General features: G+C 50.2%; 22 protein-coding genes. 1 reads left to right on the forward strand and 21 read right to left on the reverse strand.

Translation table 11 applies throughout. The annotated features are described in order from the left end of the window. Window positions 1-807: 807 nt before the first annotated feature. From PGX44_RS05870 to PGX44_RS05925, 12 genes are all read right to left on the reverse strand, one after another. Window positions 808-1,500 carry a hypothetical protein gene (locus PGX44_RS05870; RefSeq protein WP_498854604.1) on the reverse strand — a complete coding sequence of 231 codons (693 nt, stop codon included), beginning with the start codon at window positions 1,498-1,500 and terminating at the stop codon, window positions 808-810. A gap of 105 nt (window positions 1,501-1,605) precedes the next feature. Further along, entirely contained in the window at window positions 1,606-2,934 is a 1,329-nt protein-coding gene (csm6, locus tag PGX44_RS05875; RefSeq protein ID WP_498854605.1) for a type III-A CRISPR-associated CARF protein Csm6, read from the reverse strand. Continuing rightward, entirely contained in the window at window positions 2,931-3,704 is a 774-nt protein-coding gene (cas6, locus tag PGX44_RS05880; RefSeq protein ID WP_498854606.1) for a CRISPR system precrRNA processing endoribonuclease RAMP protein Cas6, read from the reverse strand. The genes csm6 and cas6 overlap by 4 nt, the downstream gene beginning before the upstream one ends. Continuing rightward, window positions 3,694-4,950 (reverse strand): type III-A CRISPR-associated RAMP protein Csm5, encoded by a 1,257-nt coding sequence (gene csm5, locus PGX44_RS05885; RefSeq protein WP_498854607.1) that lies wholly within the window; start codon window positions 4,948-4,950, stop codon window positions 3,694-3,696. Before csm5 ends, cas6 begins: the two co-directional genes overlap by 11 nt. Then, on the reverse strand, window positions 4,940-5,950 hold the full coding sequence (gene csm4, locus PGX44_RS05890) for a type III-A CRISPR-associated RAMP protein Csm4 (protein ID WP_498854608.1): 1,011 nt from the start codon (window positions 5,948-5,950) through the stop codon (window positions 4,940-4,942). Before csm4 ends, csm5 begins: the two co-directional genes overlap by 11 nt. After that, complete coding sequence (csm3, locus tag PGX44_RS05895) at window positions 5,950-6,648, reverse strand: type III-A CRISPR-associated RAMP protein Csm3 (protein ID WP_498854609.1); 699 nt, start codon at window positions 6,646-6,648, stop codon at window positions 5,950-5,952. Before csm3 ends, csm4 begins: the two co-directional genes overlap by 1 nt. Before the next feature lie 42 nt (window positions 6,649-6,690). Continuing rightward, window positions 6,691-7,095 (reverse strand): type III-A CRISPR-associated protein Csm2, encoded by a 405-nt coding sequence (csm2, locus tag PGX44_RS05900; RefSeq protein ID WP_498854610.1) that lies wholly within the window; start codon window positions 7,093-7,095, stop codon window positions 6,691-6,693. 15 nt (window positions 7,096-7,110) lie between these two features. After that, on the reverse strand, window positions 7,111-9,663 hold the full coding sequence (gene cas10, locus PGX44_RS05905) for a type III-A CRISPR-associated protein Cas10/Csm1 (protein WP_498854611.1): 2,553 nt from the start codon (window positions 9,661-9,663) through the stop codon (window positions 7,111-7,113). Window positions 9,664-9,939: 276 nt separating this feature from the next. Continuing rightward, window positions 9,940-10,926 (reverse strand): hypothetical protein, encoded by a 987-nt coding sequence (locus PGX44_RS05910; RefSeq protein ID WP_498854612.1) that lies wholly within the window; start codon window positions 10,924-10,926, stop codon window positions 9,940-9,942. A gap of 65 nt (window positions 10,927-10,991) precedes the next feature. Beyond that, window positions 10,992-11,384, reverse strand: a complete 393-nt coding sequence (locus tag PGX44_RS05915; protein WP_498854613.1) for a hypothetical protein — start codon at window positions 11,382-11,384, stop codon at window positions 10,992-10,994. 19 nt (window positions 11,385-11,403) lie between these two features. Beyond that, entirely contained in the window at window positions 11,404-11,766 is a 363-nt protein-coding gene (locus PGX44_RS05920) for a hypothetical protein (protein ID WP_498854614.1), read from the reverse strand. A gap of 18 nt (window positions 11,767-11,784) precedes the next feature. After that, window positions 11,785-12,750, reverse strand: coding sequence for an ATP-binding protein (locus PGX44_RS05925; protein ID WP_498854615.1), 966 nt, complete (start codon window positions 12,748-12,750; stop codon window positions 11,785-11,787). Window positions 12,751-13,005: 255 nt separating this feature from the next. On the opposite strand from PGX44_RS05925, the gene PGX44_RS05930 reads away from it, so the two are divergent. Then, window positions 13,006-14,034, forward strand: a complete 1,029-nt coding sequence (locus PGX44_RS05930; protein ID WP_498854616.1) for a Fic family protein — start codon at window positions 13,006-13,008, stop codon at window positions 14,032-14,034. Window positions 14,035-14,195: 161 nt separating this feature from the next. Here PGX44_RS05930 and PGX44_RS05935 read toward each other — a convergent pair whose 3' ends face one another. From PGX44_RS05935 to PGX44_RS05975, 9 genes are all read right to left on the reverse strand, one after another. After that, window positions 14,196-14,927 carry a hypothetical protein gene (locus PGX44_RS05935; protein ID WP_498854617.1) on the reverse strand — a complete coding sequence of 244 codons (732 nt, stop codon included), beginning with the start codon at window positions 14,925-14,927 and terminating at the stop codon, window positions 14,196-14,198. Between the two features lie 210 nt (window positions 14,928-15,137). Beyond that, window positions 15,138-15,416 carry a DUF5665 domain-containing protein gene (locus PGX44_RS05940; RefSeq protein WP_498854618.1) on the reverse strand — a complete coding sequence of 93 codons (279 nt, stop codon included), beginning with the start codon at window positions 15,414-15,416 and terminating at the stop codon, window positions 15,138-15,140. A gap of 245 nt (window positions 15,417-15,661) precedes the next feature. Next, a complete protein-coding gene (locus tag PGX44_RS05945) occupies window positions 15,662-17,341 on the reverse strand; it encodes a helix-turn-helix transcriptional regulator (RefSeq protein WP_498854619.1) in 1,680 nt (559 codons plus the stop codon). Window positions 17,342-17,462: 121 nt separating this feature from the next. Continuing rightward, a complete protein-coding gene (locus tag PGX44_RS05950; protein WP_498854620.1) occupies window positions 17,463-18,038 on the reverse strand; it encodes a hypothetical protein in 576 nt (191 codons plus the stop codon). A 141-nt stretch (window positions 18,039-18,179) separates the two neighbouring features. Then, complete coding sequence (locus tag PGX44_RS05955) at window positions 18,180-18,866, reverse strand: vWA domain-containing protein (protein WP_498854621.1); 687 nt, start codon at window positions 18,864-18,866, stop codon at window positions 18,180-18,182. A 94-nt stretch (window positions 18,867-18,960) separates the two neighbouring features. Further along, on the reverse strand, window positions 18,961-19,995 hold the full coding sequence (locus PGX44_RS05960) for a macro domain-containing protein (protein WP_498854622.1): 1,035 nt from the start codon (window positions 19,993-19,995) through the stop codon (window positions 18,961-18,963). 44 nt (window positions 19,996-20,039) lie between these two features. After that, complete coding sequence (locus PGX44_RS05965; RefSeq protein WP_498854623.1) at window positions 20,040-20,846, reverse strand: MBL fold metallo-hydrolase; 807 nt, start codon at window positions 20,844-20,846, stop codon at window positions 20,040-20,042. A gap of 14 nt (window positions 20,847-20,860) precedes the next feature. After that, window positions 20,861-21,433 (reverse strand): hypothetical protein, encoded by a 573-nt coding sequence (locus PGX44_RS05970; RefSeq protein WP_498854624.1) that lies wholly within the window; start codon window positions 21,431-21,433, stop codon window positions 20,861-20,863. Then, entirely contained in the window at window positions 21,423-21,923 is a 501-nt protein-coding gene (locus PGX44_RS05975) for a prolyl-tRNA synthetase associated domain-containing protein (RefSeq protein ID WP_498854625.1), read from the reverse strand. Before PGX44_RS05975 ends, PGX44_RS05970 begins: the two co-directional genes overlap by 11 nt. Between the last annotated feature and the right edge of the window lie 89 nt (window positions 21,924-22,012).

Raw genomic sequence — 22,012 nt, forward strand, 5'->3', positions numbered from 1 at the left:
TGATAAGTTTTAGAGAACAAAAATCCAGTCGAAAACTTGGCTGATAGGCGCGTGAGATGGGTCAGTTTTAAGTGTAAAGCAACATAGCCCTGCCTCAGCAGAATCATGAGTTCTGCTAAGGCAGGGCTATCTCTTTTTCCGTCCCCTTAAGGGGCGCAATACCCCTGTGCGGGTATTGCGGTTCGTGCGGCCGCAGAAAGGCCGCATGAAGGGGACAATGTTTAGAAACAGGACATCAAGGCGGTGCTGGAGGACGCCGACTTCTTTGTTTCCGTCCCCTTGCGGGGCTAATGTTTAGAATCCACAACTCGACCAGCACACACTGGTAAAAGCTACCTTGGAGTTTCCGTCCCCTTACGGGGCTAATGTTTAGAAACGCGAATGAATCATGATTAACATTGATATCAAGTGCGAGCAATTTCCGTCCCCTAACGGGGCTAATGTTTAGAAACAGTAACAGAATTCACGAAAGATTATTACTTTTCACGTCGTTTCCGTCCCCTTACGGGGCTAATGTTTAGAAACCTACCAAGGAGGTAATGTATCATGGCTATATCTTTTTCTTCCAGTTTCCGTCCCCTTACGGGGCGCAATGCCCCCGTGTGGGCATTGCGGTTCATGCGGCCGCAAAAAGGCCGCATGAAGGGGGACAATGTTTAGAAGCCCTATCTCCCGGAACCCGCATTCTTATGCGGCTCAAATGGGCATTATCGGCGCTGATGAAAAGCACTGTCATGACAATAATATATATGTAGCGCACGTCTTTCCAGGCTAATCTTTCTTATGCGTTGCTTATGCATTGCCCATTCAGTTCCAGGTCGGCACGATATGGTATTTCACATGGTCTCCTTTGATCCAATAGCATTTATTAATTTTCTCCAGATTTTCTAAATAATCAGTATCGGCTAAATAATACGCGCCGTCTTTTTCATAGATGTCTCCACTCTGCCAATAATAATATTGGCGATCTTCCTCATCTCCCAGATTATAGCCTGCATGACCGGAAAACCACATTTCCAATTCGAGTCCCCAAAGGCCATCTAATACGACATAGATCGTGTCTTCTTTTTGTTCGATTGTTTTGACATGACTGTCGTGGAAGCTGCCAATCATAGTCTCCAGGTCTTCTACATCTTTACGCGTATGAATTTCTGGATATGGATTATACGTGGTTTCTGCGTCGATGCGGATACATTCTTTCAGGATCTGTGGCGGTACAAGGGCCAATTCATCAAAACGTAAGCCTTCCATCAGTTTGTAATAACCATGCCACTTATCAGAAAATACCCAGTCCGTATGGTCATTATCCAAGGGGATGACTACAGGTTCCAGGTTTTTGTGAGGCTGTTCAAAAACCCGTTGCACCGTGAGTTGTGTCTTATCTTCGTTTAAAATGACGAAATACCGCGTGAAGTCATATTCGTGATTTCCATCGTCACAGTCGGCAAAGACTGTGGACACATACCAGGTTTTATCTTTCTTTTTTACGATTGCTTTCATTTTTTTCTCATATACCAGGCCTGGCGCCGTTGCAGCTTAGGAATTTCCTGCCAAAACAGCGCCTGGTCTGCATAACGACTACTTGTCTAAGTCAGGAGTAACGGATTACTGCTGTTCTTTCAGCATATCCGCTAATTTTTCATTAATTTGGTCGTAAATCAGTTCTTTCTTCGTACTATAAATATCCTGGAGGACGAAGTAAAAGACTTTGCTAATATCGTTAAAGATATTTTCCGTGCTTTTGTTGGAAGCTTCTTCGCGTACCATCTTTTCCGTAAGGGGTTCGATTTCATGGGCCTGACGGTTCCGGATGTTCCGTTCTACTTGGCGCAGGAACTTGAGTCTGTTTTTCATGTCATCAGGCACTTCTTTTCTCGTTTGCAAGAAGAGTTCCAAGAGGTAATAGGACAGGTTTTGGTTATCCCGCAGAGGGCGGGGCAGTTTTTTCTTCAGTACGTTATAGTATTTAGGGAAGTTCCGTTCTGCTAGTTCGAGGCTTAGCTTGTTCGATCTGTTACTGCCTGTCAACTGAGCCAAGGGGATCCGTAAGACCTTCGTGACGTAAAAGCGTAACAGCTCGTAAAGGAACGGGCTCATCTTGACGAAAAAGTCCTGCCGGTAGTCCTGTTTCATGCGGACTTGCATAATCCAAAGGTATTCGCGCAGCTTCGTCACGTCCGGATCGTCTGCATTAGAAATGGCAAAGGGTTTCAGTTCCTTAAAGTTCTTAATTTCTTTTGTCGCTTCGGTGTATTCGAGGCTTGACCGTTTATAGGCATGGTGGATGAGGGCAACTACTTCTGGCGATAAAATATCTTTATTGCTATTGGCAAGTTCCCATGCGTCTTTATAGCTATAGGCAGCGGTCAGTTTCATCAGCTCCTGCGCCACTTGCCGGTATTTGATAAAGCGCAGTTTCGGTTCGCTGCAACGATTGATGTATTCTTCCGGCTCGTTATCCAGGTTGGTAGCCAATATTTCTTCGACCGTCGCATCGTCATTAAGGGGATGGGCATTCCGGTTTGAGCCCCTTTCCGGACTATCTACCTGAATCGCTTTGACGTTCACATATTCCAGGGAAAGCATTGCCAAAATCATTTTCATTTGTGGCGTTCCCGAGCTCAGATTGACGAGGATTTCTTCATTCGGATAGGTTTCAATAACCTTATAAAATTCATCTACTACGGGATGGAGAGAATCAAATTTCTGAGCTTCTGTCAAATCCGTCTTGATAAGCGTAACCTCGCACTGCGGGTCTACTGCAGCGATAGGTCCGGAATAGCGCTGGTACTTATTTTCTTTCTCAGTCATTTCTTTACTCAGGAAGAGGATCGCTTTTTCCGGATGATACGCCCGGAGAATATGCAGTACGCCACCATCGCGGCAATTACGTGTCGGATCCGTATCACCGACACAGGAATATAAAATTTTCATTTCCATTCCTCCATTTCCACCTGCGTCCCACCCATACCCAATACTGTTTTGACGCCTACGCCGGAGAATCGGGCGTAGTAGGCCAGCAGGGCGGTAATGCGGCGCAGGACAATATTCGATTTCAAGACTAGTGTGTATTTGCCGCGGAAGGCTTGGATGTGCGTTTTTTCCAGGGCAAAGGGGTTGAGCCTCAGTTCGTACGAACGGACGTAAAGGTTTTTCACCAGTTCTTCTACGGCATCAGGCGCATCGATGACTTCGCTGTCGCTAAAGTGGTTCCAGCGCTGGAGCACGCTGTGCAGGATGAGGCCTGCGTCGGGATAAATGACGTAGGTGCCCCCGCATTTAAAGGTTGTCGAGGTGAGAAAGTGCAGCTGGATTTTCCTGTACGTTTCGTCGTCGCCCAAAAAGCGGGCTGCTACGGCAGCATAGTCTGTTTCTTCGCAAATATCCCGTTTGACAATTTCTACAGTCAGGTTCTTTTGTTTCAGGCGAAACGTATCCGGCAATTGCCACACAGGCGCAAGGATTTTTTCTGCCGTTTCCGTCGTAAGGCTGGAAACATGCCATTTCAGGGCCTTTTCCTTCTTGTCGACGTAAATATACTGGCTGTACGGACGCAAGGCTTCTTCGTGCATCTTGGCGGCGTAAGCCGGGCCGATCAGTTCCATAATGACACCGTGGAAGAGGCTGCCTGCCGACTGGGTGAGCTTCGTCTGTCCCTGCAATTTCAGGGTCAGTTCTATCGTCGTTAATGGTTTAGTGAACACTGGAAATCTTCACCCCTCCCATGAGCTGTACGACGCCTTCGTATTCCGTTCCCTTGAGCATGTGCGGCGCAATTTGCTTATCCAGGCCGGCTTTGTGATCGCGGAACTGGGCGCAGAGTATTTCCCGTACGACGGGCACGGCATCCTTTGGCTTTTCGGCCAAGGCCAGCACGACCGTTTTATGGAGGAAGCCATTGTTGCGGCCCAGGTATGCATTGCTTTCACCGAGGCTGGAAAAGAGCTTCCTGTTGGAAAAGACCGGTTGCAGGACGTGGTTGAGGAAACGGTAGGCTTCTTCTACAATCCCCAAGAGCTGGTCTGCCGAAGAAATGCCAATCTGGTTCATCATTTTCTTTTCGAGAGTCAGGGAAAACCGGAAACGCGTACCGGGAATAATCGATTCTAAGAAAAGCGGTACGTAGTTTACTTCGCTGTCTTCGCGAATGTCGATTTTTTGGACAATAGCCGTGTGAACGGCATTTGCCTCTTCCTGCGGTGACTTGACCAAGATGGCATCGCCACAGCGCAGGCCCCGTAAGGCATCGTTAATGGCATCGTTTTTCTTGTCCATATTCAGGATGCACAGGAGTTCCCGTTCCACATCTTTAATGATATAGTTCCATTTTCTCGTGCATGCTTTGACTTCCGAACGGTTTTTGGTCTGGTTAGCCTTTTTGAGGGCGGCGAGATTTTTCTGGATCTGCTGCCAATAGAAGCGGCGCCGGCCAGCCCATTCCTGCCGGCGGATAAGGTGAATCAAAATAGCCGTCCGCATCATGCCCTTAATGGAGCTGCCGGGAATATAGACGGTCCCATCGACGAGGCGTATAGCCGGCAAGATATCATTGATGTTTTTCTTCCGGCCCCGTCCGTTCTGTCGGCCGCCTGAGGGCTGGCTGCGGTCAAAGCTGTGCCGGGCGTACACGTCGACGCAGGCTTTGACTGCCTTGCCCCACTGGTGCGGTGCTACTGCCTGGGGGCCCAGTGTATTTTTGAGCCATTCATAAGGCGGTATATCCTGACTGCGCGGGTCCATGAGATACCGTTCGTATTGGTCAAGGACGCGTTTTCTATACAAGTATTTAAACCATTCGACGGGCTGAAGAAGGTACACTTTGCCGTGATTCTTGTCGTACAAGTATTCCCGCGTATTCAATTTATTGCTGTCGGCAATGCACACCGGTGTCACTACCTCGATCGTCATGGTCTTGTGTTCCAAAAATGCTGTATTTTCATTAGCCATCATGTCCCACCCCCACAAAAAGGCCAAAGCCATTCCGATAAATCCGGTGTGGTACACCGGGCACAGAAAATTCAAGCATCCGTCCTGTCAAGGGACTGGGGAAGCAAGAGCCTTCAATAAGCGTATAATAGCTGTTCCGTTTTGTATAATTCGTAAGCCGTGGCGAGCTGACAAAACCACCCCGCTTGCGCAGCTTATACGTACCGGCTGCGACGACAGGCAGTTCCCCCGGCGTTGGCACGACGGCGCTAATATTCATGTACGTTGCCGCCTTTTGCGTACGAAGCATCTCTGCCAGAGCCTGAACATCTGCATCCCGGCACGCAGGATCGCCTACAGCCAAAGGTTTCCGGGCCAGCGTAAATTTGCCAAAGCCGTTGGTCCGTTCACCGCCAATACCGGAGTACCCCAGCTGGGTAATGAGTTGTTCAAAAGAATCCAGCCAGGACGCATCCGCAAAGGCTGCGACAAAGTACAAGCCTGCGTGAGGCGCAAAAAGGTAGGAGCTGACGAAATAGGGCCGTCCCGGTTCGACGCGGCGGTTTAGTTTGCCAGCCGTTACGTACTGGCCAAAATCAGGCAAATCCAAGGCTGCGTCCGTTTCCCACAGGTGTTTCCCCGATTCGAGGAGAGACGCCCGTACGTAGTTGATTTTTTTCATCGCCTTCCGCTTCGTCGCTTCCTGCTTCGTTTCTGTAAAGGAGCGTGTGGCAACGCTCTTTTCCTGCATTTGAATAGGCCTGGGCAGGTAATATTGCCATTGGCCGTCTGCACCACTGCCGGCAACATACGGAAAGAGGCTGGAAAAGCGCATACGGCCCTCTTTGACAGCGCCGATAAACTGCTGTAAAAAGGCTGGTGACGAAGCACTTTCATTGCACAGGGCGCTAAAGAGGCTGTCCGCCGAAAAGGCCAGGTCTACGGTCTCTAAGGTACCGCCATCAGACGTGTTGCCGAAGTGGACGGGAGTTTGAAATTGTAACGAATAGATATAATATTCCATTACTCATCGCTGCCTTCCAGTATGGTCATAAGCGCCTTTTCATCACTATCCATCATGCCAATCACGTTGGGTTTGATTTCCGAAATGGCAATACGCCCGTAGCCGCGCGAGCCGTGGCCGCCGAGATAGTCGTACGTCAGAAGATCCAAGCCTTCTTTCAGAGTGCGAATGTCTTCTTCTATTTCAGCCTGGTCGTCCGTTTCTACATTGTAAACGAGCTTGAAATCAAATTGTACGCCTGCCGGTACGCGTTCGATCTGCCGTGGCATGGCAGCACCGGAAAGGCGGTTAATCGTGTTTTCGTATTTGACTTCACCCATGTACGTATCCGTATCGAGACTGCTGAACAGTTCCTTGCTTTCTTGGGTCATAAAGAGATCATAAAATTGCAGGCGCGCCGTCTGAACCTTATCCTTTGCAGCCATGCCAAAGAGACGGGCAATGACGGCGTTATCCTTTTCAATCGGATTGAGGATATAGCCCTGGGCCGTCTTTTTAGCCAGAAGCGTTCTGATTTTCCCCTTCAGGGAGCTGCCGGGAATGATCGGCGCGTGGGTCAGCGTATCTCTGACAAAGGGTGAATCTACGGCGCCAATCGGGGCAAAGTCCGAGCCGGCGCCAATATGAAGACCCGTTTCTACCGTAATGATTCCCGTAAATACTACTTTTCCTTTTAATACTGCTTGAGTTCCTTCCATCACGAAACCTCCTGATTCTATGTCAATGAGTAGATCCAAAAATTAGTCGGCACCGCCATAGTATTTATGGAAGGCAACCAATGCTTCAATGTATTTGCAAAGCAGATCAAATTTCTTGTAGTCCGTACCGACGGCATTGATCTTATCGACTAAGTGGCTTTTTTCGACGAAATCCTTGACGAATTTGTCCCGGTCCGTATCACGTCCTGCCTGATAGAGGATGTTGGCCTTCAGCATTTTGATTTCCAGGGCAATATCCGGTGACAAGGCTGTATCCTTATGGGAGCCCTTCATGACCATCACTTCGTTGCGGATGGAGTTGACAGCTGCCAGGAATTTACGGATTTTAGCCGTTTTCAGGCCCGGCTTGCCCCAGCGATCCGTATTTAATGATTTGATGACCTTTTCGGCCTCATCGACGATATCTACCGCTACTTTTTCACTCATCTTGTAGTCTCCTCCTTATATACCCTGATTATCGCGCATATAATAAATAGCCAAATGTAAGGCTGTCAGCAATTCTTTCCGGTCTTTGTCGTCCTTGATCCAGGCGTAGAGGGTCTGGGTCATGGCGTTATAGAGGGAAAGCTGGTGTTCATATACGTCTTTGTCCCGCTGTTTGGCCGGCTGCAGGCGGGCCAAGAGGTAGAGCAGGCGGGCTATATTGATTTTGTGTGTACCCTTATGGGCATCGTTATCGATTTGTTCTACATAGGTCTTGATCTGATAGAGCTTCGTATGACCTACGGGCAGGCCGTTTTCGCCGTCGCCCTGCAGATTGAAAACGTCCTTGAGAAACTGCAGTTTTTCAAGGCATACGCCTTCAGCAAAGCGGTCCCATTTGTGGATATGGTGGCACAACAGCTGGGTTCCCTGGTTGTTGCTGTCGATACCAAAGAGGGCCACCGAATCTTTTTGGGGATTTTTCTTGGCCATGCTTTCCAGGTCGCCTGTCAGGCCGGCCATGCTGTGAATCGGATAGGACGGCGAGAAAAAGGCAATGCCTGCAGAAAAGGTCAGCTTCCCTTGCGTATAGACGCGGAAGGCACGGCGGATATCGACGGCCAGCTCGAGAATATCTGTCCAGGCACCGACGATGAAGACGTCGTCGCCGCCGGAGTAAATGACGTGCACTGCACGGGACGCCCGGTCCGGCTTGTGCCAAATAGAAAAGGGTTCCGGTGCATAGCCGCCTTGGCCGGTGATATCACCGCGGGCGATTTTATTGACGCCGACTTTGAAGAAGAACGATAACTCCCGGGACAAATCGGCATAGCGTGCCAAGCTGGCGTACCGGTTCCGGTTTTCCCGGTCATCACTGACGAAGCCGCCAATAAAGGCAGCCCCCAAATTATCCACGTCGGCCCGCAAAACGGCTACACGCTGAATGCCTTGCCCCTTTTCATCGACGCTAACCTTGGCCAGATCGGCAAAGTCGAGAATGGCACCGTAATGATCGCGGCACGAATAATCGGCAATCCAAAGACGCTGGCTCACATGCGTACCGGAAACGCCCTTGTTCTTGCCATAGAGACGCACGATGGTATGGGTCTTGGCAAAGCCTTCCAGCTCCGTTACCGGCAGCACATAGACTGCCGCTTCATCGGCTGCGTACATGGGTACGCTCGCATAGGCCGGATCGGCCTTCCCTGTGGCAATGACAAAGCACGTATCCTCGTAGGAAACGAGGCTGTTTCCCAGGTGATACAGACCTGCACAAAGGGGGCACGCTTCTGTCGTCTGTCCGGCGCCGTCCGTATCGCCATAGGGCTGAAGTTTGGCCGACGACGTATGGCAAATGGCACATTCCCGCGTGGCATCGGCAATCGTATTGAGGGAACTCGTTTCATCGAAGAGATTCCGTAAAATGTCCGGCGTATAGCGGTGAATCTTGTCCTTGCCTACGGCCTGGCTTGTACGGGCGAAGACGCTGCGCTGGGCATCGGCATGGAGCAGGTCATTTGCCTTGCACGTAGCCGTACCGAGCGCCAAATAGAGACGCGTGCCCATGTGCTGCAGCAGCCACGTATTGACAGCTGTCTGCAGCGCGCTCACGCTCTGCTGCGCCGCTTCCGTATTGGGCAGGAGGGCATAGAAATGACCACCGCCGCTATAGAGCAAGTTGGCCCGTGTCAGATCAAGGGAATCGAGGAGGCAGTCAATAATCTGTTCCATAAGGATTTCCAGATAAAAAGACCGGCCCCGCAAGGATTTTAAAGCGCCCTTCGTAGGAATGGTGTAGATGAAATCCTGAATCCCTGAAAGGTCCCCTGACGTGAGGAGAAAGGCATCCTCTTCGCAGAAGGACGTACTGTCCGTAAAGCAGCGGTCCCGATAATTCGTTTCTCCCTGGGCAGCAAAATAAGCCGCCATAGACGCTGCAATGCCGGCTGTAATCTTGGAATGAATAAAAAGAGAAATATCCGATAAATCTCCTTCATCCGTATGGGCCGGAATGTACGTACCTGCATCCTCATAGATGCTGAGCAGTTCATTGCACGTGAGGCTGCTCACCTTGCCCTGGGACAGTTCCTGTTTCAGGGACGCTGCCAACGCTTCATAATCAGCACGCGTCACGCTGTCTCTGTCGGGTAACGGATAGTTGAACCGGTCCCGTTCGTTCAGTTTTGTTGGCGCATACGAAGCAAAGGCCGTACTGACAGAACCGCCAAAAGCAGAAAATACAGAGTGTAAAGGCCGGGCAGGTGCAAAGCCTGCGTCAGCCCCTTCGACAGGCCGCGGCGTCTGTACGCCGGCTGCAATCTGGTCAGCCGCGCAGACCAGATAGGCCATATCGTCTGCCGCCAGATCAGCCTTTGCCAAGTCGTCCTTGTGATGATACCGGATGCAGTTTAGTATCACCTGGCTGTCCTCTGACGCATCTAAGAACGGCTGCACAAAGACGGCTCCCGCTTCGCCATGCGTCTGTGGTGAACCTGTTGCGCGCTGTACGAGCTTTCCGACATCATGCAGCAAGGCGCCTTTTACTAACGCATCATACTCATGTTGCGACATATAATTCCTCCCTAATAAAATAAGGTTTTTCCATTCTCTCATACTATACATATTCTTTACGCATAATAAAATACCTGCTTATTGTCATATTAAGTTATGATTTGCTCTGTTTTACTCTTTTTTGCTATCAATTTACCTATACAACGAGGTATTTCAAGTACGCTGAGAATCAGAATCTATATCTACCATTATAACAAATCGGTAAGACAGACGTCTGTCCACAGTGAAACTTTTTGTACAAAAAAAGGCTCCTGTCTGCAAGAGCCTAAAAAATAGTCATTCCAATCGTCTGCGTACAGCCAATGGCACGTCTTCTTCGTCTACGACGCGGCGTATGGTCGTTTGTTTTTCTTCTGCGTCTTTAATAATGGCCAGGCACGGATCGCAGAACGTACGGCTGCCGTGATGATTCAACTCGTTAGTAAAAAGCTTGCCGCACAGGTCGCACGTGTGGTCTTCCAGCCATTGACGGCACGTATGGCAATAGTGGTGCTCTTTCAGCGTTTCCAGTTTTAGGAAGATTTTTTGGCAGCGCTCGCAGGTATGAGTCGGGACAAGATCCTTGCGCAGGAGAAAGGCCGGTTCCAAGGGGTTTCTGACGCCTTGGAAGTTGTCTTCCAGCGGCACGTCGGGACACGTTTCTTCGATGGCCACGATGATGCTGGCAAATCCCTTGGTGCTCATGTCCGGATGGAACCAGTTTTGCGGGATAGCGTCTTTTTCTTTTAGAGCAGGCCATTGCTCCCGGATGGTCTGGGGGCTGAGGAAGTAGTACTCTGTGTCGGCGCCAGTGATTTTGAGGCGGCTCGCAGTACATTCGTCAGTAAGGTAGGCTTTGATATCGCCAGGCCCCCAGTGTCTCAAGGCCCAGATATCAATTTTGCGAAAGCCGTCACGCTTGACGAAGGCGAACAGACTGTCATCGTCAGCAGGGATGACGCCGGTCTTTTGAATGTCCTCTTGCAGATGCCGGATGACTGCTTGCTTGGCATCATTTCGTACAGTCCAGCTAAGCAAGAAGACGGCAAAGACGACGACGCCGGCCATGGCAGCGCGGTTGGGCATGGCGGCGTAAAAGAGGGCGCCAAAGCCAACGATCAGCATGGCATGCCGCAAAAGGATGAGCAGGAAATTGTAGACGATTTGTATGATCAAAAGTGCTGTGCCCAAGACGGCCATGACCAGCGTACCGGCGATGGAAAGGGCCAGAAACAGGACGAGCAAGGCGATAATGGCGACGATAATAAAGAGGATGTACGACATAAACGGCTCACTTCCCTTCCCTAACCAATTCTTCTGTCTGCTGCAAACCGCAGACGCCACACCGCTTACATGGAAACATGGATGCTCCCGTCCTTATTGAATTGCGGTTCATCTATAGCGTAAATAACACGGCCCTTCTGCTCCAATTCACTGGCCGCATCAGGCCGGAGGACGCTCCGTTCCCGCGGCGTGCTTTGGGCCTTTACGGCGACCCACTGGTCTTCCTGATCCTTAAAGAAGAGGTCCAGCGTCAAATAGAAATGGCCTTTATCGTATCCGGAAATGGCAAATTCGCCACCGGCATAGGTATAGCCTTGTTCCAGTTCTTCCTTGATAATAATCTGGTCAATCTTTTCCTCGCACGCCCGGGCAATCTGGTCCAGGGATTTTTCAAAAAACGGTGCCGTCAACTCTTCAATAAAACGGCTGAAGCGGTCAATCATCTTTTCTTCGCTCATGGCAATCTCCTTTCTGGCCTCAGACGGTCAATTGCAATGTATCTTCCATGTCCTTCGTAATATCGGCTTCCTGATTTTCAAATTTACAACGGATATGGGCCGGCACTTCGCTGGCGTCTACCTTGCGGGTCGTCGTCGCTTCGATCCATTTCCCGTCTTCCTTGTAGTACATGCGGTGCATAATAGCCGCCATGCGGCTGACCCCTTCGACGATGAGGTCGCCTACGAGGACGGCTGCATAGGGCACGTTGGGCTTGACCTTGGCCCAGGCACTCTTGAGCTTAGGGATGAAATCTGTCAGCCAATCGAGGATGCCCTTCCAGTTGGCTACGACGAGAACGCTGCCGAGTAAAATACCGAGACCTACTAATGCAGGAATCATAAAACGTACACTTCCTTTCTAATGAGTTTGCTTATCTTCTGGCTGCACTTGCTGCCGTACATACGCTTCTGAGACGACGCGTTTTTCTGTCGTCACGGCCTGTCCCGCGTTGGCTGCCTTACCGTCCCGGATATGGCCGATCATTTCCTCTACGTAGGCCTGGGAAACCAGGCTGTCACCGTGCCGGGCTGCCTTGAAGGCCGCCAAGAGGACGGCGTTGGCAATGTCACTGCCGGTAAGCGCTGCGTATTGGCCGGCCAAATACGCGCAATCCAGGTCGTTAGGCATTTCCCCTGGAATGTAGCGCTGCCAAAGGCGGAAGCGGCAGTCGTAGTCAGGCAGTTCAAATTTGATATGCAGAGAAATACGGCGCATAAAGGCCGGATCAAAATTTTCGATAAAATTGGTCGCAAAGAGAATAAAGTCCTCGTACTCATTGAGAAGCATGAGCAAAACCGAGCGCGTCTGATTGACGCTTACATCGGTGGCGCTGGTCATGTCTGTCACACGCCGGCTGAGAATGGCGTCGGCTTCGTCAAAGAAGAGGATGCTCCCCGTTTCCTTGGCAGCAGTAAAAGCCTTGCGAATGTTTTTAGGCGTTTCGCCGACGTATTTCGACTCGATGTCAGCATAGTTCACGATCAGAATAGGCCGCCGGAGGTAGCTGGCAATAGCGTGGGCCGCCATAGTCTTGCCCGTCCCCGACGGACCATAGAGGTTGATGCCCAAGCGCTTTGAATAGGGATGTGTCTTGGCCAGGCCCCAGTCTTCAAAGACATGCTTGCTATTGGCGGCATAAGCGGCAATATCGAGGATCTGCTCGCGCACACGCTCAGGCAGAATCAGATCGTCCATGGTATACTTCGGCGTTTCCGGCACAAAGACGATTCCCTCTTTTGCAGGCTTTACAACCCCTTTCGTTGTTTCATTTTCCTCTACGCGTCTGCCAATTCCCATCGCTTTTACTGCACCATCCTTTTCCACGACGAATTCTGTCTATATTATTAACTATAGCGTATTGTCTTGCACTTAGCAACAATATATCACGCTCAGACAAGCCCTGCAGCTCATCCTTTATAGTATAACAAGGCAGACAGACAAAGGGCTGTCCGGGCGGACGGATTGTTCCTAAGAGACAGTGGCGCGCGAAACGGCTAGGATTTTATTATTATAAATAATCTGTCCCTTGTTTTCTCCCTTAATTTATGGTATCTTTTAAGGCATAAGGGGTGATTACGGATGCATACGATAACCGATACCAGCCTCATTTCTCAAACCTGGGATAATGAGGTGTTGGCCTATGTGGCCGCTATTTATAAGGAAGCAGGCAAGACCGAGCTCTATGTCCAGCACCATGGCGATGCCTTGGAAAAGCTCGTACCACCGGCGCGTTTACAAAGCACCGTAGCGTCAGAGTCTCTGGCAGGGCTGACGATGACAAACAGCAGGGTTCTCCATTTGGTTACCGGACAAATAGAGCCGCGTAATCTGGATGAACGGGAAATGATGGGCTACTACGCCGTTATCCCGCTGATGACGCAGGACCTGCCCGGCTGGCATATTTCTAAAAAGTACATAGTGAGCCTCCATAAGGCACTCTATAGCTACACGCACAATCCCGTCGCCGGACTGACGAAAACGGGGCTGCATGCCATTACAGATACGGCAGGCGCACAGATTTTCCTCCCCGTTACGCCTTACGAAACGCCAAAAGCATTGGACGATTTGTGCGCAGCCTACACGGCAGTACACGGCCAGGTCAATCCTCTCCTCGCCATCAGTGCCTTTCTCTGCGATTTTCTTTCCATCCATCCCTTTGATGATGGCAACGGCCGCGTAAGCCGGCTCTTGCTTTCCCGTCTCCTCTGGGATCAGGGCTTCTGCATAGGCAAATACATTTCCCTGGAGGAAAAGCTCCGGCAAACGCAGGCTGAACACGATGCAGCCCTATGCCAGGCCCAGCAAGGCTGGCACGAAGGCACGAATGACACGACGTCTTATGTAAAATACATGCTCCATACCCTCCTTGCCGCCTACGAAGACCTCAACGCCCGCTGCGCCACTATGGGAGAAAAACTTCCGGCCATCGAAACGATCCGCAGCGCCGTCGCCCAGCGCCAAGGCGATTTCAAAAAGCGGGATATTATGGAAATGTGCCCCGCCCTCAGCCTAAGCACCGTAGAAGGCGCCCTGCGCGAGCTCGTACAGACAGGTGAAATCGAACGCTATGGCGTGGGGAGAGCTATTACCTATCGAAAAACTATGTAAAAAAGTGTAAACTAAAAAAACGACCCGGGCCGCACAGGAGAACTGTGCTGTCCGGGTCGTTTGCATATAGGCTGATTTTTGTACCAGCGCAAGGGAACAAAAATCACCTATTTTCCTGTGACACATACTATTTGCAGGTGCTGTATGGCCGTTCAGAATGGCTATTCTTTTTCTAGGTTTTCTGCGTAGGGAAATGTGTGTTTTACATAAGCGGCCATAGGAAACATTAAATCTAATTCAATCGAATCAGCTGTGACAAAGCTTGAGTCTTCTACCAGCTCTTCTAAGGCAGCTAAAAATGTTTTTAGCTGCGCCATCCCCTCCCAGCGTTTGCGTTGATTCCAAACAGAACAAACAGTTCCCCAGCTTAAGCGGCGTTGCAGCTCTACATCACTCCAGGCTTCAATTGCAGCGGTGTTGTCAGCTAAAGCAATACCATTAGAAAAAAAGGTATCGAGCTTTGACAGGCTGGCAACCACGTAGCTTGCTTCCTTTACGTTGCACCGATGCGTATAGGTGTTAATATCCGGAAGCATGGCTATTTTTTCACGGTTTTCGTGAGAATTTTCCTTGATTTTTTGTATCTCCTTTTCTTTATTCCATACAGAATGACGGATAATCACCTGTTCGATATTTTTTTCTTCTCTGTCATCAGCATAGACACTCCATGCTATTTCTGCGCAGTTTGGATAATACATAACGCATTGAAAAATTACTTCACACATGAGTTCGTCTTTGCCTTGGATATATAGGTATTCTGGTTCTCTAACATAATATTCAGCAATCGTCTCTAGCTGCAACATCCGCAACGGGATAATCGGTTTGGAAATAATGTGAACCTTAGCTATATTTCCTTGCTCACGTGCTTCAAAGTACTCCTTGATGTTGATCATATACATCCGTCCTTTTCGTGCCCTGTCAGTTATGCCGGCTAATTTTATGCTACGGTTGCTGCTGCGTTTTTGTCAGTTGATTGTATTGTAGCATACAGTAGCGTCAGCATTCCATCGCATTTTCCTATATGCCGCATCGTTTCCGACAACAAAAAAAAGCAGCCTGAACTACACATACCTGATGTGCAGTTCAGGCTGCTGGCCTTTACGTTATCGGACAATGCCGCGTTTTTGTTCAACCAGCGTGATGAGTTCAGACAGCCATTCGCTTATGAGCGGCAAGTCGAGGTCGATGACCTGGGTAACGATATAGAGAATAATGGCGAATATCAGCGTGGAGCCGAGGGCTGCGCCGACGCCTCTAATGATTCCCGCCAGGAGATTATAGACGATAAACCGTTTCCAGTCGTTCCGCAGCAACAGGATATCGCGTAATACATCAATGAGGTCATTCATCTCATTGGTCGTCGCTTGGAGCCGGCTTTGCAAGTCTTCTAAAGGGGAAGGCTCTATCTTTTTCTCTGTCTTTCCAAACCATAAAAATTTCATCATCGATCCGTCCTTTTTGATCCGGGTCACCTGTTTCAGCCAGATCCACTGTTGCCGGTATGACAGGCTACTACGCGTTTTGTCCCTTTCATTATATCATATTGTATCATTACAAATAAGTAGTGAGAAAAAACGGCCGTACCCGCACAATTTCCGTGTGCTGGTACGGCCGTCAGGCTTTTCTCCTATTTCAGGTCTGCTTCGTGAAAGGGAACCCATCCTTCTAATGTAACATCTTTTTCCCACTGATTTCCCGTGTCATCAGGTTCTTTGCGCCACATTTCCTTATACATATATACCATGATAGGAAAGCCTTCTTGCTCATTCAAGGCAAAGATTTCCTTTGCCCGTGCTTCATCGGTTGTGATGAATGCGATACGGCTTCTTTGTCTTATTCTTGTAAAAAGCTCCTTGCATATATCCGTTACGGATGCATCAGGGGTTTTATGCAAAAGGTCCTGTTCCAGGTCAAAGATGCCCAGGGGATCCGCAAATGTTCTTGCCGCACTTGTTGCCCTTTCTGCCTCTATATCCGCAAGTTTAATCCTTCTGTCGCCAGCCTTGCCAGTAGCAGGAGAATGGGCCATGCTTCTTTCTTCTATTCTATTTCTGGCTAGTACGGCTGCAAACGCAATCGGGATTTCTTGATGGTCGTATCCGCTGCTTACGTTACCCACGGACTCAAGTAACTCTTCCTCACGCTGGGCCATATCTTTATTTTCCTCAGTGAAAAAGGAGTCGAATGCTGCGCCGAACGTTTCAAGGAAATCCCCTTGTTTTGCTTCTGCCTTTTCACGCATAGCATGGAACGCGCGATTGGAAGGTTCGTTTAGTATCTCTTGTGCATACTTCAGCGTATGGCAGGCCAGGTCATTTTGCAGTTTTTGCATATTGACTACAGCATGCCAAAGGGCCGGTTCATGTTCTTGTCCCGTTTCTTTTATTGTTTCCAAGCAGGTGTACATTTCTCCTGCGCTGAGGGAAGCAAGAGGCTGGCCTAGCTGATTCAGGACACTATCCGGCACGATGAACTTATTTTTCTGGTCTTCCATAGCCTTTAGGATAGGAGATTTTTCCATCGCTCCGGATGCTTCGTCATAGGCGCGCATGAACAGGTATGGCTTAGACAGGACGGTCTCATCCAAAAAAATCAAATGCCCTTTGGTGACTGCCCGGTCATACCGATTCTTTATCATGGGATTGTCAGGGTGAAGACTTAAGTTTTCCAGAATAAACTTTTTTGTTTCCGCTGCATCATTGTGATTATATCCCAATAATGATTTGATATTTTCTTCCTTTAAAGTACTGATGAACGCCTGGTAACGATCTGTCACATAGGCTTTGTAAAGGGCTTCGCGGCCCCAGTCGCAGAGTACCTTCGTGACCAAATTCCGGTCATTGGGGAAACAAAGAAACCAGTCCGTAAGAAACGACTGATCTTCCAGATACGAAAACCAGGCCGGCTGATTGCTGTCATGACTACATAAAATGGGCAAGATTTCCTTTTTCAAGCGCTCTAGCCCATGGTCTGCTTCTTTTACGGTTTGATCCAAAAGGCCACACACGGCAATATATTGTGAAGCACTCATTTCCGCACGGCCTTGTTCCCAATCAGCCAGGGTTTCCCTAGCTATGCCTGCGAAATTGCTGAAATCTGTTTCACTTATGCCAAGGGTCACCCGTATTTCTTTCAGGGACGCTTGCATCACCTTGATGATGTGTTGCCTTTTTCCCTTGTAAAAATCAGCATCCTCGTGGAACAAGCTAAGCAACGCCTTGTACGTACGTGTATATGCGGGACCATGACCGTCTTTTAACGCAGACTTGCCTTCTTTCGTTTTTACATCTGTTGTATCGTATTCCATTTTTCCTCCTCTTTGTGGGTGAACGTCTGATTCATACTACAGCTTACATTTTCTAGTTGATTCTGTATCTAAAAAGGCGTCCCTCATGATGCAGGTGCCTTTCACAGACCTTGCCAAGCTTCTATATCTGCCCCCAATATTTCAATTGTTTCTTTGCGAGGGGCCGGCAGTAGCATACTTGTCCATCGATGATTCGTTTTTCCAGGTTGCCTTTGGCATATTCTCTGGCGACGAATTGTTTTTCTTCTCTAGCGCAGTCCCAGGAGTTGCAGATAATCCGGTCGATAGTCATGAAAGCGTGCATAGAGGCGCGGGTTTCCAGATATGTTTTGACCAGGCTGCCGTCACCGATGATTTCGATGTCTTCCCGGACCGCTTCTTCTAAGCAGGCGACGATATCGCGGTGGTAGTCGCGGGTGACAACGTTTTTGAGGACCAGCACGTAGACGACAAGGCAGATGACAAAGCCCAGGTTGCTTGGGTAGGCAAAGATATTGGCGATGACATAGGGGATGGTGACCTGTGGATAGCGAACGGCGATGGTCAGGCAATTGACAATTGCGCCCAAAATGCTTGCAAAGAAGAGAGTTATCATGACGAGTGCCGGTGACTTAATATGCAAAGCAAAAACGGCAATAATGGAAATGACGGCCACGATGATGATGGCCTTGATGATCCAGATAGTTGTTACTAACATACACATGCACTCCTTTTCCCTTTTTTTATAGTTTAGCAAAGTTAGCAGACACATGTCTGTCCCAGTAAAAAACAATTTGTGCTAATCTATTTCATGGCAAAGGCCAGGCTGCAGGGAGTACCTGAGCCTGGCCTTTGAGTATTAGCGATGACTTGTGTGCCGTACTTTCCGGCTTCTTTTTTTAGTGTCCTGGCGGATGCGGTCCAGTTTGCTGTCTACGGCTTCGCTGAGGCAGTAGTCGGCATCGGCGTAACGCATGGCCGTGACGACGTCGTTCATGACTTCGAAGTTGAGGTCTGTGCCTGCTTCGTCGGCCAGGTAGTCTACGGCGCGGTCGGCGTCGATGCCGTACTGGCTGGCTGTTTCTACGGCGTCCATGTTGGCGCCGAGGAAGATGAATTCCCAGCCTTGTTTTTTCTGGGCTTCGATCATGTGTTTTACTTGTTTCGTCGTAAATTCGTGGCTCGCGTTTTCGAGGCCGTCGGTGATGATGACGAAGAGGACTTTTTCGGCGCGGTAGTCCGGTGCGGTCATTTCCTGGACCTGGCTGATTTTGCGGATGGTTTTACCGATAGCGTCGAGGAGGGCCGTGCAGCCGCGGACGTAGTAGTCTTTGTCCGTAAGCGGGGCGACGGCTTGGAGATTGATGCGGTCGTGAAGCACTTCGTAATCGTTATCGAATAGAACCGTCGTCAAGGTGCATTCGCCGTCTAAGGCTTTTTGTTTCTGGATAAAGCCATTGTAGCCGCCTAAGGTATCTGATTCAAGACCTGCCATAGAGCCGCTACGATCGAGGATAAATACGAGTTCTGTCAAATTCTTTTTCATAAAAAAGACCTCCTTTTTGATGTATCCTTGTTTCTTGTTACTTACAGGATACGCCAAAAAGGAGGTCTTGTGGTTGCCTTCAAAGCGACATTGCTCAGCTGGCGCCGAGGAGGGGCTGGTCGTAGTAGAACAGGACCTTGTTGATATCGTAAATATCGTAGTAGCCCGTGGAGATAAAATATTGGACGATGACGTCGAATTTCTGGCTCCGCGAGAGGGTGTAGCCTGCCCGGGCCAGGAGGTCATCTGTTTCGTCGAGGTTCAGCTCTAAGGCAATGGCCAGGGCCAGGATGGTACGCTTGCTCGGCAGGTAGCCCTTGCCCGTGCGGATTTTGGAGAAGAGGCGTCTGTCGATGTTAGCCCGCTTGTATACTTCTGCATCGGTCATGCCTTTGGCGTCGATGAGGCGCAGGAGGGTCGTGTTGAAGGGTTCATCGAGGTCGGAAATCATGTGTTCCAAGTCGCCTAAGCGGGGCTTTGCCGGTTTGCGGCGATACGATACCCGAGGTGCCTGGGTGATTTCTTCCATGTCCTCTTCGTTCGGGGGAATCAGATCATAAAGCACGTCTCTCTCGTAAGAGAATTTGTCCGGTCCTTCGTAATAGCCGGCGACGTAGCGCTGGACCGGTTCGAGCAGTTCTTCCCGTACGGTGTAGGCTGTGCGGTCGTACATGACGAGCTGTACGTCCAGGTCGTCATGGTCTTTGAGGAAATCCCGGATGGCCGTGACGGCAATGTCCAGGGCTTCTGCCTTGGGGTAGCCGAAGATGCCGCTGGAAATGAGGGGAAAGGCAATGCTATGGCACTTATTTTCCCAAGCCAAATCCAGAGCTGACAAATAGGCCGAACGCAGGAGCTGGGCGCATTGTGCTGCCTGGCCGGGGCTATAGACCGGGCCGACAGTGTGAATGATGTACTTGGCCGGCAAGGCAAAGGCCGGTGTAATGACGGCATCCCCTGTCTGGACCGGTGCCATAGAATCACAGGCATGCTGCAATTCCAAAGGGCCTGCCTTGTGGAATATAGCGCCGCATACGCCACCGCCCATGGCCAGTTGGGAGTTGGCTGCGTTGACAATAGCGTCGACAGACAATTCTGTAATGTCTCCTGCCACAATAGAAAACGGCATGGTATCATCTCCTTTTGTATTGGATCAGAGCCACGTGCTCTGTCTTAGTCAAGCTCTATGGTTTCTAAATCATCGGGCACATAGAGGTGGCCCGTGTAATACTGTTTCCCTTCATCCGTATAGAGAGCCTTGCGTTCCTGCAGGTGGGCGTCTTCCGTATGGTAGAGAATGACGTTGGCCGCGCCGAGGGAGGCGGCCAGCTCGCAGGCGTCCTTGACAGTGGAGTGGTGTTTTTCATAAGGGTGGAACATGTCGGCTTCGCCGTAGAGGCAGAAGGCTTCGTGCAAGAGCCACGTGCAGCCCTTGGCATAGCGTTCTTCGCACGGATTGTACGGTTCATCGCCGCAGCAGACGAGTCGTTTTCCTGCTGTGAGGTCCAGGGCAAAGCCGTATTGCTTGGCCTTGGTGGACTGGATATCGAAGAAGGTCACGGCATGGCCGGCCAGGGTCTTCGTTTCCCCGTCGTAGACGGTAATGAGGTGGAGACGCTCACCAATAAAACGGACTTCTTCTGGCTGGAGCAGCTTTTGGGCCAGTTCCTTAAGGAGTGCTATGACTTCATCGTGGCCGTAAATACGGGCTTCACCGGTATATTTGCCGCTTTTCATGTACTGGCAGATCATGCGCATCATCCAGACGATGCCCAAGAGGTGGTCGATATGGCGGTGCGTGACGATGATGTCGCGCATAGCCATCCAGTCGTAGCCGGCCGCGCGGAGCTGGCGCAGGACACCGTTGCCGCCGCCACCGTCGACGAGGATGCAGTGGTTTGCATCAGTTTCCAAGACAAAACACGTATTATAGCATTGCGTGACCAGGGCGTTGCCGGTCCCTAACATGGTAAGTTTCATGGGAATGACGTCTCCTATCTGTCAAAGCGCACGACGTACGTCCCCAGGACTTGGCGGCACGGAATGTGGGCGGCCTCAGCGGGCGTAAACGGCGCATGGCTGTATGTGTGTGCTGGTGTTTCCGGAATAGCCGGCAGGGTTTTGCCGATGCTTTCGCCATGGGCGTCGTGGTCCGTGAAATGCCAGGCAAAGGTGCAGTCGCAAAATTCCTTATTAGCCGTAATCGTTTCGGCAGGCCGCAGCTCCGGTGTTTCGCCTAAGAAAAAGCAGCCGTCGTTATCCTTTTCGGCCGGACACGAGCCGGCTACGCCGACGGCTGTAAAGGAAAGGTCCAGGAAATCCGTCGTAAAGGTAACGGTCTTGCCGTGCCGCGTAAAGGGCACGTTGTCCCAGTGGCCGATGTTCAGCCAGCCCCGTTTGCCGTCCTTTTCGACGGCCGTATTAAATTCGATGTAGCCTGTCCTGTCATCGCGGACTTCGGCGTTGAAGCGCACGACCGGACGCAGGGATGTAAAGCCTGCCGGCAAGATGGCCCGCATGCGGTCCTGTTCGATGCCGTAGGCCACGACGTATTGTTCAATCTGCATGGTTTCCTCCTATGGATACGATATGCACGTCTGTGCCAAATTCCTGTAACAGGCGCACGAGGTCGCCTGCCGCCAGCCAGACCGTGGCCGTATTGTCATTTGGGTGGACGCCGATTTTGTGCCCCAGGAAATCTTCGTCCAAGTAGAAATGGACGGCATGTTCCTCGTCATGAAGAAGACCTAAGGGTGTGACGGCACCCGGCGTGAGGCCTAAGTACGCCTGGAGGTCGTCAGCCGAAGCAAAGGATAAGGCGCGCAGTCCGTTTTCCTTGCGGAAAGTCTTCAAGTCGACCTTCTTCTCCCCTTTTACGGTGAGGAGATAATAATTGCGTTTCTTGTCGTCGCGGACGAAGAGATTTTTCGCGTCCCATTCGGGATAGGGCAGGGGGACCGCTTTCAATTCGTCCATATTAAACACGGCCTGATGCTCTGTCACTTCGTAGGTTACGTCCTGCTCGGTGAGCCAGGCGTAGATTTCTTCTTTGTTCATAGGGCACCTCCTCTAATCTCCCTTAATTATAACAAGAAGGGATGTGCAGTACAAGAAAGTCAAAAAACAGACCCCTTAGGTTGTATCCT

It is taken from the genome of Caecibacter sp. AF58-12pH5A, assembly GCF_027681725.1.
GTDB lineage: Bacteria > Bacillota > Negativicutes > Veillonellales > Megasphaeraceae > Megasphaera > Megasphaera hominis.

Bases quoted from the DNA above. Each gene is read 5' to 3' on its own strand.
- PGX44_RS05920 (WP_498854614.1), bottom strand. From the start codon at position 11,766: ATGATTCCTGCATTAGTAGGTCTCGGTATTTTACTCGGCAGCGTTCTC.
- PGX44_RS05870 (WP_498854604.1), bottom strand. From the start codon at position 1,500: ATGAAAGCAATCGTAAAAAAGAAAGATAAAACCTGGTATGTGTCCACA.
- csm3 (WP_498854609.1), bottom strand. From the start codon at position 6,648: ATGGAAGGAACTCAAGCAGTATTAAAAGGAAAAGTAGTATTTACGGGA.
- PGX44_RS05910 (WP_498854612.1), bottom strand. From the start codon at position 10,926: ATGTCGTACATCCTCTTTATTATCGTCGCCATTATCGCCTTGCTCGTC.
- PGX44_RS05945 (WP_498854619.1), bottom strand. From the start codon at position 17,341: ATGGAATACGATACAACAGATGTAAAAACGAAAGAAGGCAAGTCTGCG.
- PGX44_RS05950 (WP_498854620.1), bottom strand. From the start codon at position 18,038: ATGTTAGTAACAACTATCTGGATCATCAAGGCCATCATCATCGTGGCC.
- PGX44_RS05955 (WP_498854621.1), bottom strand. From the start codon at position 18,866: ATGAAAAAGAATTTGACAGAACTCGTATTTATCCTCGATCGTAGCGGC.
- PGX44_RS05970 (WP_498854624.1), bottom strand. From the start codon at position 21,433: ATGCAGATTGAACAATACGTCGTGGCCTACGGCATCGAACAGGACCGC.
- PGX44_RS05960 (WP_498854622.1), bottom strand. From the start codon at position 19,995: ATGCCGTTTTCTATTGTGGCAGGAGACATTACAGAATTGTCTGTCGAC.
- cas10 (WP_498854611.1), bottom strand. From the start codon at position 9,663: ATGTCGCAACATGAGTATGATGCGTTAGTAAAAGGCGCCTTGCTGCAT.
- csm2 (WP_498854610.1), bottom strand. From the start codon at position 7,095: ATGAGTGAAAAAGTAGCGGTAGATATCGTCGATGAGGCCGAAAAGGTC.
- PGX44_RS05975 (WP_498854625.1), bottom strand. From the start codon at position 21,923: ATGAACAAAGAAGAAATCTACGCCTGGCTCACCGAGCAGGACGTAACC.
- PGX44_RS05965 (WP_498854623.1), bottom strand. From the start codon at position 20,846: ATGAAACTTACCATGTTAGGGACCGGCAACGCCCTGGTCACGCAATGC.
- csm6 (WP_498854605.1), bottom strand. From the start codon at position 2,934: ATGAAAATTTTATATTCCTGTGTCGGTGATACGGATCCGACACGTAAT.
- csm4 (WP_498854608.1), bottom strand. From the start codon at position 5,950: ATGGAATATTATATCTATTCGTTACAATTTCAAACTCCCGTCCACTTC.
- PGX44_RS05915 (WP_498854613.1), bottom strand. From the start codon at position 11,384: ATGAGCGAAGAAAAGATGATTGACCGCTTCAGCCGTTTTATTGAAGAG.
- PGX44_RS05935 (WP_498854617.1), bottom strand. From the start codon at position 14,927: ATGATCAACATCAAGGAGTACTTTGAAGCACGTGAGCAAGGAAATATA.
- csm5 (WP_498854607.1), bottom strand. From the start codon at position 4,950: ATGATGGCTAATGAAAATACAGCATTTTTGGAACACAAGACCATGACG.
- PGX44_RS05930 (WP_498854616.1), top strand. From the start codon at position 13,006: ATGCATACGATAACCGATACCAGCCTCATTTCTCAAACCTGGGATAAT.